Origin of the sequence: Rahnella sp. AN3-3W3 (assembly GCF_003263545.1) — a bacterium.
Taxonomy (GTDB): domain Bacteria; phylum Pseudomonadota; class Gammaproteobacteria; order Enterobacterales; family Enterobacteriaceae; genus Rahnella; species Rahnella variigena.
In genome coordinates this window covers 14,138-28,648 of record NZ_JYDG01000023.1, presented here as the reverse complement: position 1 = coordinate 28,648, position 14,511 = coordinate 14,138, and the positions used below count along the sequence as shown (strand labels likewise).

Genomic DNA, 14,511 nt, shown 5'->3' with positions numbered 1-14,511 from the left:
GTCTTGCGCTGCAAAAGCAAACGGCGCTTCATAACTGAAACGCCGTTTCATCCTAACGATAAACCTGAGCGGTTACAATGTGACACCGCTTTTAAAGATGGCTAATTCACGGAAATCATTGAGTTCATTTTTGGCTTTGCGGCCATCGGCGATCGCCACGATCAGATCCACAAATTCACCCAGCAGCTGATCCATGCTCACATCGTGGATCAGTTGTCCGGCATCGAAATCGATCCAGTGCGGTTTTTTCGCCGCCAGTTCGCTGTTGGTTGCCAGTTTCACCGTCGGAACAAAACCACCGTATGGCGTACCGCGGCCGGTACTGAACAGCACCATATGGCAACCGGCACCCGCCAGCGCACTGGTGGCGACGGCATCGTTACCCGGCGCACTCAGCAGGTTCAGCCCCGGCGTGGTGAGACGTTCGCCGTATTTCAGCACGTCCATCACCGGGCTCTGACCGGCTTTCTGCGTACAGCCCAGCGATTTTTCTTCCAGCGTGGTGATACCACCCGCTTTGTTACCCGGAGACGGATTCTCGTAAATTGGCTGATTATGTTCGATGAAGTACTGTTTGAAATCATTCACCATGTGAACGGTTTTCTCAAACGTGCCTTCATCGCGGCAACGGCTCATCAGAATACGTTCCGCACCAAACATTTCAGGCACTTCTGTCAGCACGGAAGTCCCGCCGTTGGCGATCACGTAATCAGAGAAACGTCCCAGCAGCGGGTTAGCGGTGATGCCTGACAAGCCGTCAGAACCGCCGCATTCCAGGCCAAATTTCAGCTCGCTGAGTTTGCCGGGCACGCGTTTATCGTCACGCATCACGGCATACAGCTCGCGCAGACGTTCCAGTCCTGCTTCCACTTCGTCGTCGAATTTTTGCAGCGTCATGAAACGCACACGCTCTTCGTCAACGTCGCCCAGCGTTTCACGGAACACATCCACCTGATTGTTTTCACAACCGAGGCCGATCACCAGCACTGCGCCCGCATTCGGGTGGCGCACCATGTTTTGCAGCATGGTGCGGGTGTTCACATGGTCATCACCCAGTTGCGAGCAACCAAACGGATGCGTAAACAGGTAAACACCGTCGGTGCCTTCCGCATCATTGGTTTCTTTCAGGAAACGTGTCTGGATCTGACGGGCGATCCCGTTGACGCAACCAACGGTCGGGATCAGCCACAGTTCATTACGGATCCCGACCTGACCGTTTTTACGGCGGTAGATCTGCACATCACGATCCGCCATCTGTTCAGGTACAGTGGCGAAATCAGGCTGATACTGGTATTCGTCCAAATCGCTGAGATTGGTTTTGCCATTTTGCGAGTGAATATGCACACCCGCCCCAATGTCCGCCAGCGCATGCCCGATCGGCAAACCGTATTTAACAATGTTTTCCCCGGCCGCAATCGGGCGCAGGGCAAACTTATGACCACGCGCCACAGGCTGAGCCAGAACAACAGAATACCCGCCCGCTTCAACCTGCTCGCCCGCGTCGATATCGCGTAAGGCCACAGCGACATTATCAGCGGTATGAATTTGAATGATACTTTGCATAGTTGCTCTCTTAGCTGTAAGCCGCCAACGCATCACGCATGCCGCGATCATCAATCGCCTGCAATTGCTCGGTCACTTTCGCGGTCAGACCCGGCACGGTATTCAGGTCACGTCCCCAGTGTTCTTCATCCGCCAGCACAGTTTCGACCAGCCCGATCAGCGGCAGGCTGCCGTTACGCACATCACTCCACAGGCCGGAGAAACGGCTCAGCCAGTGTGCATCGTCCTGCAGCGGATAAACTTCACCGTTACGCTCACCCCGGTAAAACGCCAGTAACGCCGCCAGCGCAAAGGTCAGCCGAGGAGGCAGAAGCTGATTCTTTTCCTGACTCGCCAGCAGTTGCGGCAAAATACGGGTGCGGTATTTGGTCATGCCATTCAGGGCAATCGACAGCAACTGATGCTGAATGAACGGATTACGGAAACGGCTGAGCACCGCCTGTGCAAACGACGTCAGTTCATCCTGCGGCAGGTCCAGCACCGGCGAGATTTCCTCGGCGATCGCCAGTTCGACGAAGCGGCTGATTTGCGCGTCATTCATCGACTCGCCCACAGTATTCAGTCCTGCCAGGAAGGCCACCGGCACCAGCGCAGTGTGCGCGCCGTTGAGGATCGCCACTTTGCGTTCTTTGTACGGTTTGATGTCGTCAACCAGACGGATATTCAGCGGCAGTTTGTCCAGACGCAGTTCCTGAGCCAGACTTTTTGGCCCCTGAATGACGAACAGGTAGAAGTGCTCCGCGCTGTCAAAGAAGCTGTCCTGATAGCCCAGTTCTTCCTGCAGGCTGTCGACCTCACTGCGTGGATAACCGGTGACGATGCGGTCAACCAGCGTTGAGCAGAATGTATTGCTGTTTTCCAGCCACTGGGTGAATGCCGCCGGAAGCGACCATTGTTGCGCGTAACGCAGCACCAGTTCCTGCAATGCCTCGCCGTTGTAGTCGATCAGTTCGCAAGGCAGCAGAACCCAGCCTTTATCAGCCGCACCGGAGAAATGCGTGAAACGCTCGAACAGCAAACGGGTCAGCTTGGCCGGGAAACTTGCCGGAGGTGCATCTTCCAGACGATCGCTCTCGACATAGCTGATACCGGCTTCGGTGGTGTTGGAGAACACGAAGCGGATATTCGGGTCGCGGGCCAGCGCCAGATATTCATCAAACTGATGGTAGATATTAATTTCGCGGTTAACGGAACGGATGATGCGGGTATCACGCACTGTTTCACCCTGCTCGTTCAAACCGCTGATGATGGTCGTATACAAACCATCCTGAGTGCTCAGTGAAGGCGGGAAATCAGTATCAATCGGACGCACCACTACGATACCGGCATCGAGATCAGTATGTTCATTCAGCAGGTCGATTTGCCAGTCAACAAACGCACGTAAGAAGTTACCTTCACCAAATTGAATAATTTTGTCCGGGTGCTGACGGCCAGGGAAGTCACGGCGATTTAACCTTTGCATCTCACATTCACCTTAATTTGCTCAGACTCCGGTCTTTGAGGGCGGAAAAATTGCCCCGTGGCCGTCGTTCTTTGTTGGGATAATTATTTGTTATTTATGATTTTGTTTCAGGAGCGCAGGGATCTGCGCTCCGTTACTGTTTAGTGATGACTGCTTAGTTCATGCAGATCAGTTCAGTTCGATCTTGAAATACTGTTTGGCGTTGTCGAAGCAGATGTTTTTCACCATATTGCCCAGCAGTTCGATGTCTGCCGGTGCTTCGCCATCTTCCACCCAGCGACCGATCATCTGGCACAGGATGCGGCGGAAATATTCATGACGCGTATAGGACAGGAAGCTGCGGCTATCGGTCAGCATGCCGACAAAGCGGCTCAGTAAGCCCAGGTTGGCAAGCTGTGTCATCTGACGTTGCATGCCGTCTTTCTGGTCGTTAAACCACCAGCCGGAACCGAATTGCATTTTGCCCGGCATCCCCTCGCCCTGGAAGTTACCGACCATGGTGCCGATCACTTCGTTATCACGCGGGTTCAGACAGTACAGAATGGTTTTTGGCAGGCCACCGGCCAGACCCTGCGCGCCCAGCAGTTTTGACAGCGGTTCTGCCAGCGGCTGGTCGTTAATGGAGTCGAAACCGACATCTGCCCCAATCAATTGGAACATACGGGTGTTGTTATTGCGCAGCGCGCCAATGTGATACTGCTGTACCCATTCACGACGCTGATATTCAGAAGCCAGATACAGCAAAACACCGGTTTTGAACTGAGCAATTTCTTGCGCTGTCGGCGTTTCACCGTTCAGACGACGGGACAAAATACCGTCCAGCGTCGCGTCGTCCGCTTCGCCGTAAACGACTACGTCCAGCGCATGGTCAGAGACTTTGCAACCGTGCGCCGCAAAGTGATCCATTCGTTTTTTCAGGGCATCACGCAGATCGCTGAAACGGGTAATGGAGACATCTGCCGCCGCTTCCAGTTTCTTCATGTAATCGACGAACGTGCCCGCTTCAATGTTGAAGGCTTTGTCCGGGCGCCAGCTTGGCAGCACTTTGACATCAAAGCTGGGATCTTGTGCCACCGCTTTATGATGTTCCAGAGAATCGATCGGGTCATCAGTAGTGCCGACCATTTTCACGTTCATCTGTTTCATGATGCCGCGGGCAGAGAAGTCATCCTGCGCCAGCAGTTCGTTACCGCGTTCCCAGATTTCACCCGCGGTAGACGGGGAAAGCAGTTTGCCGGTGATACCAAACGGACGGCGCAATTCAAGGTGCGTCCAGTGGTAAAGCGGGTTACCGATAGTGTGAGGAACCGTTGCAGCCCAGGCGTCAAATTTCTCGCGATCGCTGGCATCACCTGTACACATACGCTCAGGCACACCGTTGGTACGCATCGCGCGCCATTTGTAGTGATCGCCTTTCAGCCAAATGTCATACAGGTTTTTAAATTTGTAGTCCTGTGCAATCAGCTCAGGCGGCAAATGGCAGTGGTAGTCGAAAATTGGCTCATCTTTCGCATAGTCGTGATACAGGCGACGTGCGAATTCTGTGTCGAGAAGGAAGTCTTCCGTTAAAAACTGCGCCATCTTAGGTTCCTCATCATGAATTCTGTAGAGTTATCACTCAATGGTGCGAAGTTATCACACCAATTTAGATTGTCGTCCAGCTCTTTTTAGGGGGTTAACCCTGCAGAAGCGGGCGATCCGAGACCATAAAAACCCACTAACTCTCTGTAAAATAATAGCGTTAAAGCTATAAACCGCTGTGGCCTATTATCCTCACAATCAGAGTGTCATTTTGTGATGTCACTCAAACTTTAAATCTGTATGACAAGTTAATTCTTACCGGATGTGACAAATCAGCGTTTTGCCCCTTACTCATTTCCCGTCTGCGCTTCATATCGCACCAGAAGCCTGCTGCTCAGGGCTTTGTTAATGCATTTTTACTCTTACCGACAACTTATCAGTCATTTTGGAAAAACAATCCTGTTCATTAACTGTTCAGATTAAATGTGATCATTCGGTAAAGTTGTTACACCAATTTCGTTTCGATAATTTCGATATCTTTGTTAATCACTTTCTGAAAAATGTGAAGCGCATCATGTTAAATGCACTTTTCATTGTAAAATCAAGTAAATAACTCTGTAGTTAAAAAAGTTAAGTAACCACACAATATAAATGTGGTTTTGTGATGTCATTCAAATTTTAAATCTGTATGACAAGTTATCTTTGCTTCGCTCGGACAAGAGCGTCAGAGATTACCTGCCACGTCCTTTCGCTGTTGCCCGGGCAAATCACTTCCCGGGCTCAATCAGACCATGGCGAAGCAATCTTTCTGGTGTCCAGGACGTTCATCGGATCCAAACGCACAAATAACAATAAAGCAGTGCGTTAAGCATCGGGCAGCTCCCAGTGAAATCTTCTGGCGGCGTGGTACCCGGAAAACGTTAAGGAAAGCCAGAACCCCACGCTTATTCAGGTGGTGCGAAAAACGCCCTGACAGCCTGTCGCTGTCATCGCCGGATTATTTACTGGGAGAGAGTTAAATGGCTAAGATTAAAGGGTTACGCTGGTACATGATCGCGCTGGTTACCTGCGGCACGATACTGGGTTATCTGACACGTAACGCTATTGCCGCCGCAGCACCTACGCTGATGAGCCAGTTGAACATCAGCACACAGCAATATTCTTATATTATCGCCGCCTATTCCGCCTGTTATACCCTGATGCAGCCGGTGGCGGGTTACGTGCTCGACGTAATGGGCACCAAAGTCGGTTACGCGATGTTCGCTATCATGTGGGCCATTTTCTGTATGGCAACCGCGCTGGCAAGCAGCTGGGGTGGCCTGGCTATCGCCCGTGGTGCGGTCGGTATGGCCGAAGCCGCCATGATCCCTGCCGGTCTGAAAGCCAGCAGCGAATGGTTCCCGGCCAAAGAGCGTTCAATTGCCGTCGGTTACTTCAACGTCGGTTCCTCAATCGGCGGGATGATTGCGCCACCACTGGTCGTCTGGTGTATCGTGATGCACAGCTGGCAGCTGGCCTTCATCATTACCGGTGCGTTAAGCCTGGTCTGGGCACTGGGCTGGCTGGTGTTTTATAAGCATCCTAAAGATCAGAAGAAACTCAGCACTGAAGAACGTGATTACATTCTGGAAGGTCAGGAAGCACAGCATCAGACTGACAACGGCAAGAAAATGTCTGCCATGCAGATCCTGCGTAACCGTCAGTTCTGGGGCATCGCGCTGCCACGTTTCCTGGCTGAACCTGCCTGGGGGACATTCAACGCCTGGATCCCGCTGTTCATGTTCAAAGTGTATGGCTTCAACCTGAAAGAAATCGCGATGTTTGCCTGGATGCCGATGCTGTTTGCTGACCTCGGCTGTATCCTGGGCGGCTATCTGCCACCGTTATTCCAGAAATACTTCAAAGTTAACCTGATCGTTTCCCGTAAAATGGTGGTCACCATGGGTGCGGTTCTGATGATTGGCCCTGGCATGATCGGCCTGTTCACCAGCCCTTACGCAGCCATCGCTTTACTGTGTATCGGTGGCTTTGCTCACCAGTCACTGTCCGGTGCGCTGATCACCTTGTCTTCTGACGTGTTCGGTCGTAACGAAGTGGCGACAGCCAACGGCCTGACCGGGATGGCGGCCTGGATGGCAAGTACCATGTTCGCTCTGGTGGTGGGTGCGCTGGCCGATACCATTGGTTTCAGCCCGCTGTTTGCAGCGCTCGCGGTCTTTGACCTGCTCGGTGCAATCATCATCTGGACTGTGCTGCAAAACCGCTCAGCAGCAGAAGTGGCTCCGGCTCCGCTCAAAACCGCAAAAGCCTGATCCATCGTAATAAAGCCCGGTAATGCTTTTACCGGGCTTTGCTGTTTTCTGACATTTCTCCAAAGCCTTTCTGCCCAATGCACGGTGCAACAGCCTTTCGTAAATCGTATACTGGCACTTGTATAATAAGTTCACAGGTCTGTCCGACACTTACTTCTTACAGGTTTCACTACTTTAAAGAGCACTCATATGGAATCCACAGACACCAGACGCCTTTATCAACAACTGGCTGCTACGCTCAAGGAACGCATCGAAACAGGTTTGTACCCGGTTGGTGAGAAGTTACCGGCCGAACGACTGATTTCTGATGAAATGGATGTCAGCCGCACCGTGGTGCGTGAAGCGATTATCATGCTCGAAGTTGAAGGTTACGTGGAAGTGCGTAAAGGGTCGGGCATTCATGTCATGTCAAACCAGCAGCGCCATCTGGTGGTGCCGGATTGTGGTAGTGAGTTTGGAACCTCCGGTCCGTTTGAGCTTTTACAGGCGCGTCAGCTGATAGAAAGTAACATCGCTGAATTCGCCGCGACTCAGGTGACGAAACAAGACATCATGCGTCTGATGGAAATTCAGGAACATGCGCGGCAGGAAGACCGTTTTCGTGATTCTGAGTGGGACTTGAAATTCCATGTGCAGGTTGCACAGGCGACACAAAACAGCGCACTGGCGACCATTGTTGAGAAGATGTGGAGCCAGCGATTACACAATCCTTACTGGCGCAAACTGCATGAGCATATCGACGAGAAGTCGATTGAAAGCTGGTGCGAAGATCATGACCTGATCCTGAAAGCGCTGATCCGCCGTGATCCGCACGCGGCGAAACTGGCGATGTGGCAGCATCTGGAAAACACCAAGCAAATGCTTTTCCGCGCCACAAGTGATGATTTCGAGTTCAACGTAGACCGTTATCTGTACTCAGAAAACCCGGTCGTGCATCTCGATCCGCCGTTGCTCAACACCAAATAATTCCCTTTAAGGCAGGTTAATTTCCCCAACCTGCCGTTTTACACTTTCTCCCCGCTCGCCCGCAGAACCTGTCAGACACTGTCGAGTAGTGTCAGCCAATGTAAAACCCTTTCCCAAACGCGCTTCAGACTTAAATGATCGGCCTCAACGCGCTATATTTACCTGTCTGAGCTATTGGTATTTTGTTACAGTTAGACCACTTTTTTTACCCGTTTGGGTCACGTTTCAGAAAGCAAAATGGCGCGTAAATACAATGCCATCAAAACTAATGGGATCAGAAACAACGGCATCAGAACAAATAACCCGCCAGGGACTTGGCTACCCTATCAGCCAGGCAGGCAGCGTCGAGACATTTTCTCCGCTGATGCTTTTGCTGACTCACTGAAAATGATGGAGTTTCACAAGACAGATGGAAATTATCACCTCACTCATCGATGCCCTCTGGCAACAAGATTATAAAACCCTCGCGGACCCTTCACTGGTCTGGGCGCTGTACCTGATTTTATTCATGATCATTTTTTTGGAAAACGGCCTGCTTCCTGCGGCTTTTTTGCCCGGTGACAGCCTGCTGATCCTGGTCGGTGTTCTGATAGCCAAAGACGCGATGAATTTCCCGTTAACGCTGTTCCTGCTCACCAGTGCGGCGAGCCTGGGTTGCTGGCTCAGTTACGCGCAGGGAAAATGGCTGGGGAATACGCGAATAGTACAAAGCTGGCTGGCACATCTCCCCGTGCATTATCACGAACGCGCGCATGCTCTTTTCCATAAGCACGGCCTTTCGGCGCTGTTAGTGGGCCGTTTTCTGGCCTTTGTCCGCACACTCTTGCCAACGATTGCCGGCCTGTCAGGACTGAGCAACAGTCGTTTTCAGTTTTTCAACTGGGTCAGCGGCTTGTTGTGGATCCTGATCCTGACCTCGCTGGGATATTTCCTCGGTAAAACGCCGCTGTTCCTCAAGTATGAAGATCAGGTCATGAATTGCCTGATGCTGTTACCAGTGCTGTTGTTAATCGGCGGACTGGTGGGATCAATCGTCGTGTTGTGGCGGAAAAAACATGCAGACCGTCAGAACAAAGGTAAGAGCGCATCATGAGCCAGAGGCTGAAAAGCCGGTCATTCATCTGGCCGGGGATGCTGATGCTGGTCGCGATTGTGGCCATGTTCGGACTGGCATTATGGCACCTGCCGGTGCCTGCCAGCGCACTGCAAATTCGCCCTGCCAGAACCGGGACGTCACTGCCTGACGGCTTTTATGTTTACCAGAGCCTCAGTCAGCGGGGCATCCATATCAAAAGCATTACGCCGCTCAATGACGGGCTGGTGGTTCAGCTTGATTCTTCATCTGAGCGCAAACTGGCAGAAGAAGCCTTGCAGGATATTCTGCCGCCGGGATTTATGATTCAGTACTACGAGCAGCCGACCGCTAAAGCGTGGATCCATAAACTGGATCGCGACCGTCTGAAATTTGGATAATTCCCTTAGCGACAAAAGGGGATTCATCTGATATCACCGCCCATTCAGCGGTGATATCATTCAAAGCGAGTTATTCACTCAACTAATCATTTAGGAAATTAAGTGCCACACTCACTTAATCATTAAAAGGAAGCTACAAGATGAAACTGACATTAACCGCCCTCGTTTTCGCCCCTGCCCTGTTGTTCACCACGGCCAGCTTTGCGGCATCGCAGCCAGAAACCTGCGCCACTAAGCAAAACGAAATCCAGAAGCAAATCGACGAAGCTCGTGCGCACAACAATCAGAACCGTGTAGACGGACTGGAGAAAGCGCTGCGCGAGAATAAAGAACATTGCACCGAAGCCGGTCTGCAAGCTGAAAAGCAGAAAAAAATTGAAGAAAAACGTGAAAAAGTCGCAGAACGTGAGCAGGAGCTGAAAGAAGCTCAGGCGAAAGGCGATCATGACAAAGTCATCAAAAAGCAGCATAAACTGGACGAAGCGAAGTCTGAACTGAAAGAAGCTGAAGCGAAGTAATCCTTTCTGCCAGAGTCGATTTCCGTAGTTAGATTTACCGCGATATAGCGGATTTTTCAGGGTTTCTGTGGGTGTTAACAGATAATTCGTATTTGCGATAACCTGAATATCCGCTATGTTAAAAGTTCGAATCAGTTAACGTATGGAGTGACTTACACATGGCTAGTAATACATCAGAACAACTGCGCGCTGAACTCAAGTCATTGGCAGATACGCTGGAAGAAGTTCTTCAGACCTCTACCGATAAGCCGAAAGCTGAACTCGATAAACTGCGTGGCAAAGCAGAATCCCTGCTTAAAGATACCCGCGAACGTCTGAGCGATACGGGCGATAAGATTGCCTATCAGACTAAAGAAATTGCCGGTAAAGCCGACGATTACGTACATGAAAAACCCTGGACTGGCGTTGGTATTGGTGCCGCAGTCGGCGTTGTCATCGGCGTTCTGTTAGCCCGCCGCTAATTATGGCTGAGCCAATTAAACCTGCACCACAAGGACCAGGAAAAGGGTTGTTTGACATCGTTTCACGCATCGCTACTGTCATGGTGAGCATTGTTGAATCGCGTGTCAGGCTGGCCGTTATCGAGCTGGAAGAGGAAAAGGCCAATATTTTCCAATTACTGCTCATGGTCGGGATTACCCTGATACTTACCGCTTTTGGTCTGATGAGTTTGCTGGTGGTGTTGTTCTGGGCCATCGATCCGGCCTATCGTCTTACGGCGATAGCCACGACGACGGGCGTATTGCTGCTTCTGGCAGTGATCCTTGGCGCAATGACGCTGGCGAAAGCCAAACGCTCCACGTTGCTCAGCCTCACCCGCAAGCAACTGGACGTTGATCGCGCCCTGTTGGAAAAGGATGACGAGCAATGAGTATTCCGGACCGCGCTATCGAAAAAGTCAGACTGCTGCGCAAAATCGAGCGTCAGCGTGGCGAGCTTTCTCAGGCCGGTTCTGACTGGCTGGAGGCCACCGCGAAAGTAGACCATTACTGGGTAAAACTGGTAGATATACGTAAATATCTGGTCGTGGGCTCAAGCCTGCTGGCAGTTTATGGTATCCGCCATCCCAGTGCGGTCGTCCGCTGGTCACGGCGTGCTTTTGGCATCTGGGGCACCGTCAGGTTGTTCCGTAAAACCATCGGCAACAAATAGCCTCAACCTCCTCCTGTTAAAAGGGCTGATTGGAAAACAATCAGCCCTTTTCTTTTTGAATAACAATCTCTCAGCTGTTCAATTTATTTGAAGCATTCCAACAGTTTTACTTGCTAACAAAGCGTAACCATCCGACTTATTATCTCGTCATCAACTGATGCGGTAACGGCATGAAACATTTTCTGACCGGACCGGTAACATTTTAGCCCGCCTTGGGCATATTAATCTGGAGTAGAAAATGAACAAGTTACAAGACACTGCTTTGCTGGTTGCCCGTATTCTGATGCCAATCCTGTTCATCGTTGCAGGCTGGGGCAAAATCAACGGTTACACCGCGACTGCGGGTTACATGACGTCTATGGGCGTGCCAAGCTTCTTCCTGCCACTGACTATCCTGCTTGAATTCGGCGGCGGTCTGGCGATTCTGTTTGGTTTCTTCACCCGTACTACGGCGCTGATCACTGCAATCTTCACCATTCTGACTGCACTGATTTTCCACACTGATTTCGCACAGGGCGTGAACCAGATGATGTTCATGAAAAACCTGTCCATCGCCGGTGGTTTCTTCGTACTGTTCGCTTCCGGCCCGGGCGCATTCAGCATCGACCGTCTGATCAAGAAAAACTGGTAATTGCCCCGGCACCAGGGAGCAACATCCACGCTATAATTAAATAAGACAAAAGAGTGACCTGCAGGGCGATGTGATTTATCACCTCGCCCTTTTTTATTAGTTATCTGTAAATCTCGCCTGAATCATTCGGGTTACGGCTCGAAGGATGACGGGGAAGGAGGAAATATGGGACAACTCGTCAATGGCGTTTGGCAGGACACCTGGTACGACACCAAGTCGACCGGCGGTCATTTCAAACGTTCAGCAGCACAGTTTCGCAACTGGATAACGCCGGATGGCACTCCTGGCGAGCACGGCGTGGGCGGTTTTGCCGCAGAGCGCGACCGCTACCATTTGTATGTTTCACTGGCCTGTCCGTGGGCGCACCGCACATTGTTGATGCGCACGCTGAAAGGGCTGCAAGAGTTTATTCCGGTTTCTGTCGTTCATCCGCTGATGCTGGAACATGGCTGGACTTTCGGCACTGATTTCCCGGCGGCAACCGGCGATGATTTGTATCATCTCAACTATGCCTATGAGATCTATCTGCGGGCGCAGAATGATTATACGGGTCGCGTTACCGTGCCGATCCTGTGGGATAAAAAACAGCAAACCATCGTCAGCAATGAGTCCGCCGATATCATCCGCATGTTTAACAGCGCGTTTGATGCCGTGGGTGCAAAAGCCGGAGATTATTATCCCGGGGCGTTACGTCCGGCAATTGATGAGATTAATGAGTGGGTCTATCCGCAGATCAACAATGGTGTGTATAAGGCGGGTTTTGCGACGTCTCAGGACGCTTACGATGAAGCGGTTGACGGTGTTTTCGCGGCGCTGGAACGGGCCGAGGAACTGCTGAGTAAACACCGTTATCTGACCGGTAATCAGCTGACTGAAGCCGATCTCCGTTTGTGGACCACGCTGGTGCGGTTTGATCCGGTGTACGTCACGCACTTCAAGTGTGACCGCTACCGGATCAGCGATTACCCGAATCTGTACGGTTTCCTGCGCGATATCTACCAGATGCCGGGCATTCGTGACACGGTGGATTTTGCCCATATCCGTAATCACTATTACCGCAGCCACGCGACCATCAATCCTTACGGCATAATCTCGACCGGACCGGCACAGGATTTAGAGTCTGAACACGGCCGCGATACGCGTTTTTGATTGAGTTCTGCGCCTTCCCCTTTCACAAAAGGGGAAGGAAAATTTACTTCACTTCCCGCGTCGCCAGTAACTTTGGAATTTCACGCAGGAACCAGGCTTTTGCCTCGCCCATGCTGTCACGGCGCCACGCCATGATAATATCCGTCTCACGGTTATATTCCGCGCTGACCACCCGCAGACGCCCTTCCTCGATGTCTTTCTCGACCATTGGATAAGGCATCGTCGCCACGCCTAATCCTGCCAGCAACGCTTTGCGTTTCTCTTCAATGGTACTGACGGTCAGGCGCTGCTGTTTATCCAGCAACTGAACGGTGAGCACCGGACGCTCACGGGCGGTATCCGCCACGGCAATGCCACGGTATTTGACCCGGCTGACGTCAGATAACGGCTCGGCTTCGAGATGGATGGGATGGTCCGGCGCAGCAACATACACGCTGACCAGTTTGTAGAGCTTGCGGCTGTTAATTTCGGTGGAAGAGCGGAAATGCATATCGGGCGCGATGACGATATCCGCACGCCCCTGCTCGAGACGCTCCCACGCACCGGCCAGCACTTCAGTTATCAATGACACCTGCGTATTGGCTTTCAGCGCCAGCTTTTCAATCAGCGGGAACAATTGCGCAGCAGGCGATAAAGCCTCACACACGATAGTGATGTGGGTTTCCCAGCCGCGCGCTAAGGCTTCGGCATCGACGGTCAGCTTATCGGCTGCTTCCAGTAACACACGTCCGCGTTCGAGCAGCATCCGGCCTACGTTGGTGAATTTTGTCCGATGACCTGAACGGTCAAACAGCACCACATCCAGCTCCTCTTCCAGCTTCTGCATGGTATAGCTCAATGCAGACGGGACGCGGCCCAGCTCATCGGCGGCAGCTGCAAAACTGCCCCGGCGGTCAATGGCATCCATGACCCGTAAGGCTTCAAGTGTGAGTGCGCGATCCTTAGCCATTCTTTTCTCTTTCAGGAAATTTGAATATAGCGACCAGATTAACTGGCTAACAATCACACGTCCAGACGCTTACCATTTATACATCGAAATTTTTAAGAGAGGCGACCGCCATGATCACCAGCAGAACGGCAAAAGAGTGCGGTACCGCTGACTTTGGCTGGCTCCAGGCACGGTATACATTTTCCTTTGGCCACTACTTTGATCCGAAGCTCATGGGCTATGCGTCACTGCGCGTCCTGAATCAGGAAGTGCTGGCGCCGGGTGCCAGTTTCCAGCCACGTACCTACCCGCGAGTTGATGTTCTGAATATCATCCTGCAGGGCGCCGCGGAATATCGCGACAGCGCAGGCAACAGCATCCGGGCGCAAGCCGGTGAAGCGGCATTATTATCGACACAGCCCAATGTCAGTTACAGCGAACTGAACACCAGCGCCAGTCAGCCGCTAACGCGGATGCAGTTGTGGCTGGATGCCTGTCCCGAGCATGAAAATGCACTCACCCAGAAAATGACGCTGCCGGACACCACGCATTTTCTGCTGGCCTCACCGGACGGTGAAAAGGGCAGCCTGCAACTGCGGCAAAACGTGTGGATCCATCATCTGGATTTAGGAGCGGGTGAACAAATCACGCTGCCGTTACGCGGACCGCGCGCCTATTTGCAATCGATTCACGGGAAGATAGATGCACAGGGTTCGGTCAGCCGCGAGCTACAAAAACTGGCCTGTGGTGATGGCGCATTTATCCATCAGGAAAACAGTCTGACGGTTTCCGCCATTACACCGTTACGCGCACTGCTAATTGATATGCCGGTATGA

At 51.9% G+C, this 14,511-nt stretch carries 15 protein-coding genes; 11 read left to right on the top strand and 4 right to left on the bottom strand.

Translation table 11 applies throughout. The features are described 5' to 3' along the window. Positions 1-72: 72 nt before the first annotated feature. The 3 genes from UC15_RS08735 to uxaC form a co-directional block, all read right to left on the bottom strand. Positions 73-1,563 carry a UxaA family hydrolase gene (locus tag UC15_RS08735; protein ID WP_112288097.1) on the bottom strand — a complete coding sequence of 497 codons (1,491 nt, stop codon included), beginning with the start codon at positions 1,561-1,563 and terminating at the stop codon, positions 73-75. Between the two features lie 10 nt (positions 1,564-1,573). Beyond that, a complete protein-coding gene (locus UC15_RS08730; protein ID WP_112288096.1) occupies positions 1,574-3,025 on the bottom strand; it encodes a tagaturonate reductase in 1,452 nt (483 codons plus the stop codon). 168 nt (positions 3,026-3,193) lie between these two features. Beyond that, entirely contained in the window at positions 3,194-4,606 is a 1,413-nt protein-coding gene (gene uxaC / locus UC15_RS08725; protein WP_112288095.1) for a glucuronate isomerase, read from the bottom strand. A gap of 959 nt (positions 4,607-5,565) precedes the next feature. Between uxaC and UC15_RS08720 the strand changes: the two genes are divergently transcribed. The 10 genes from UC15_RS08720 to UC15_RS08675 all read left to right on the top strand — a co-directional run bounded on the left by UC15_RS08720 (position 5,566) and on the right by UC15_RS08675 (position 12,747). Next, a complete protein-coding gene (locus tag UC15_RS08720; protein ID WP_112288094.1) occupies positions 5,566-6,858 on the top strand; it encodes an MFS transporter in 1,293 nt (430 codons plus the stop codon). Positions 6,859-7,047: 189 nt separating this feature from the next. Next, on the top strand, positions 7,048-7,824 hold the full coding sequence (gene exuR, locus UC15_RS08715; RefSeq protein ID WP_112288093.1) for a transcriptional regulator ExuR: 777 nt from the start codon (positions 7,048-7,050) through the stop codon (positions 7,822-7,824). A gap of 409 nt (positions 7,825-8,233) precedes the next feature. Further along, on the top strand, positions 8,234-8,917 hold the full coding sequence (locus UC15_RS08710) for a DedA family protein (RefSeq protein ID WP_112288092.1): 684 nt from the start codon (positions 8,234-8,236) through the stop codon (positions 8,915-8,917). After that, positions 8,914-9,297, top strand: coding sequence for an EnvZ/OmpR regulon moderator MzrA (mzrA, locus tag UC15_RS08705; RefSeq protein ID WP_112288091.1), 384 nt, complete (start codon positions 8,914-8,916; stop codon positions 9,295-9,297). Before UC15_RS08710 ends, mzrA begins: the two co-directional genes overlap by 4 nt. Positions 9,298-9,437: 140 nt before the next feature. After that, positions 9,438-9,815 carry a DUF1090 domain-containing protein gene (locus UC15_RS08700; protein ID WP_112288090.1) on the top strand — a complete coding sequence of 126 codons (378 nt, stop codon included), beginning with the start codon at positions 9,438-9,440 and terminating at the stop codon, positions 9,813-9,815. A gap of 158 nt (positions 9,816-9,973) precedes the next feature. Continuing rightward, the gene (locus UC15_RS08695) at positions 9,974-10,276 is read left to right on the top strand and encodes a YqjD family protein (protein ID WP_013577208.1); all 303 of its coding nucleotides are present in this window, start codon (positions 9,974-9,976) and stop codon (positions 10,274-10,276) included. A 2-nt stretch (positions 10,277-10,278) separates the two neighbouring features. Next, positions 10,279-10,686 carry a phage holin family protein gene (locus UC15_RS08690; RefSeq protein ID WP_112288089.1) on the top strand — a complete coding sequence of 136 codons (408 nt, stop codon included), beginning with the start codon at positions 10,279-10,281 and terminating at the stop codon, positions 10,684-10,686. After that, a complete protein-coding gene (locus UC15_RS08685) occupies positions 10,683-10,967 on the top strand; it encodes a YqjK-like family protein (RefSeq protein WP_112288088.1) in 285 nt (94 codons plus the stop codon). The genes UC15_RS08690 and UC15_RS08685 overlap by 4 nt, the downstream gene beginning before the upstream one ends. Positions 10,968-11,205: 238 nt before the next feature. Further along, on the top strand, positions 11,206-11,598 hold the full coding sequence (locus UC15_RS08680) for a DoxX family protein (RefSeq protein ID WP_112288087.1): 393 nt from the start codon (positions 11,206-11,208) through the stop codon (positions 11,596-11,598). A 165-nt stretch (positions 11,599-11,763) separates the two neighbouring features. Continuing rightward, positions 11,764-12,747 (top strand): glutathione S-transferase family protein, encoded by a 984-nt coding sequence (locus UC15_RS08675; protein WP_112288086.1) that lies wholly within the window; start codon positions 11,764-11,766, stop codon positions 12,745-12,747. Between the two features lie 43 nt (positions 12,748-12,790). On the opposite strand, the gene UC15_RS08670 is transcribed toward UC15_RS08675, so the two are convergent. Further along, the gene (locus UC15_RS08670) at positions 12,791-13,696 is read right to left on the bottom strand and encodes a LysR family transcriptional regulator (protein WP_112288085.1); all 906 of its coding nucleotides are present in this window, start codon (positions 13,694-13,696) and stop codon (positions 12,791-12,793) included. A gap of 110 nt (positions 13,697-13,806) precedes the next feature. On the opposite strand from UC15_RS08670, the gene UC15_RS08660 reads away from it, so the two are divergent. Then, entirely contained in the window at positions 13,807-14,511 is a 705-nt protein-coding gene (locus UC15_RS08660; protein WP_112288083.1) for a pirin family protein, read from the top strand.

What these genes read in the sequence shown, in the direction of transcription:
- UC15_RS08735 (WP_112288097.1), bottom strand. Translation starts at nt 1,563, where the DNA reads ATGCAAAGTATCATTCAAATTCATACCGCTGATAATGTCGCTGTGGCC.
- UC15_RS08730 (WP_112288096.1), bottom strand. Translation starts at nt 3,025, where the DNA reads ATGCAAAGGTTAAATCGCCGTGACTTCCCTGGCCGTCAGCACCCGGAC.
- uxaC (WP_112288095.1), bottom strand. Translation starts at nt 4,606, where the DNA reads ATGGCGCAGTTTTTAACGGAAGACTTCCTTCTCGACACAGAATTCGCA.
- UC15_RS08720 (WP_112288094.1), top strand. Translation starts at nt 5,566, where the DNA reads ATGGCTAAGATTAAAGGGTTACGCTGGTACATGATCGCGCTGGTTACC.
- exuR (WP_112288093.1), top strand. Translation starts at nt 7,048, where the DNA reads ATGGAATCCACAGACACCAGACGCCTTTATCAACAACTGGCTGCTACG.
- UC15_RS08710 (WP_112288092.1), top strand. Translation starts at nt 8,234, where the DNA reads ATGGAAATTATCACCTCACTCATCGATGCCCTCTGGCAACAAGATTAT.
- mzrA (WP_112288091.1), top strand. Translation starts at nt 8,914, where the DNA reads ATGAGCCAGAGGCTGAAAAGCCGGTCATTCATCTGGCCGGGGATGCTG.
- UC15_RS08700 (WP_112288090.1), top strand. Translation starts at nt 9,438, where the DNA reads ATGAAACTGACATTAACCGCCCTCGTTTTCGCCCCTGCCCTGTTGTTC.
- UC15_RS08695 (WP_013577208.1), top strand. Translation starts at nt 9,974, where the DNA reads ATGGCTAGTAATACATCAGAACAACTGCGCGCTGAACTCAAGTCATTG.
- UC15_RS08690 (WP_112288089.1), top strand. Translation starts at nt 10,279, where the DNA reads ATGGCTGAGCCAATTAAACCTGCACCACAAGGACCAGGAAAAGGGTTG.
- UC15_RS08685 (WP_112288088.1), top strand. Translation starts at nt 10,683, where the DNA reads ATGAGTATTCCGGACCGCGCTATCGAAAAAGTCAGACTGCTGCGCAAA.
- UC15_RS08680 (WP_112288087.1), top strand. Translation starts at nt 11,206, where the DNA reads ATGAACAAGTTACAAGACACTGCTTTGCTGGTTGCCCGTATTCTGATG.
- UC15_RS08675 (WP_112288086.1), top strand. Translation starts at nt 11,764, where the DNA reads ATGGGACAACTCGTCAATGGCGTTTGGCAGGACACCTGGTACGACACC.
- UC15_RS08670 (WP_112288085.1), bottom strand. Translation starts at nt 13,696, where the DNA reads ATGGCTAAGGATCGCGCACTCACACTTGAAGCCTTACGGGTCATGGAT.
- UC15_RS08660 (WP_112288083.1), top strand. Translation starts at nt 13,807, where the DNA reads ATGATCACCAGCAGAACGGCAAAAGAGTGCGGTACCGCTGACTTTGGC.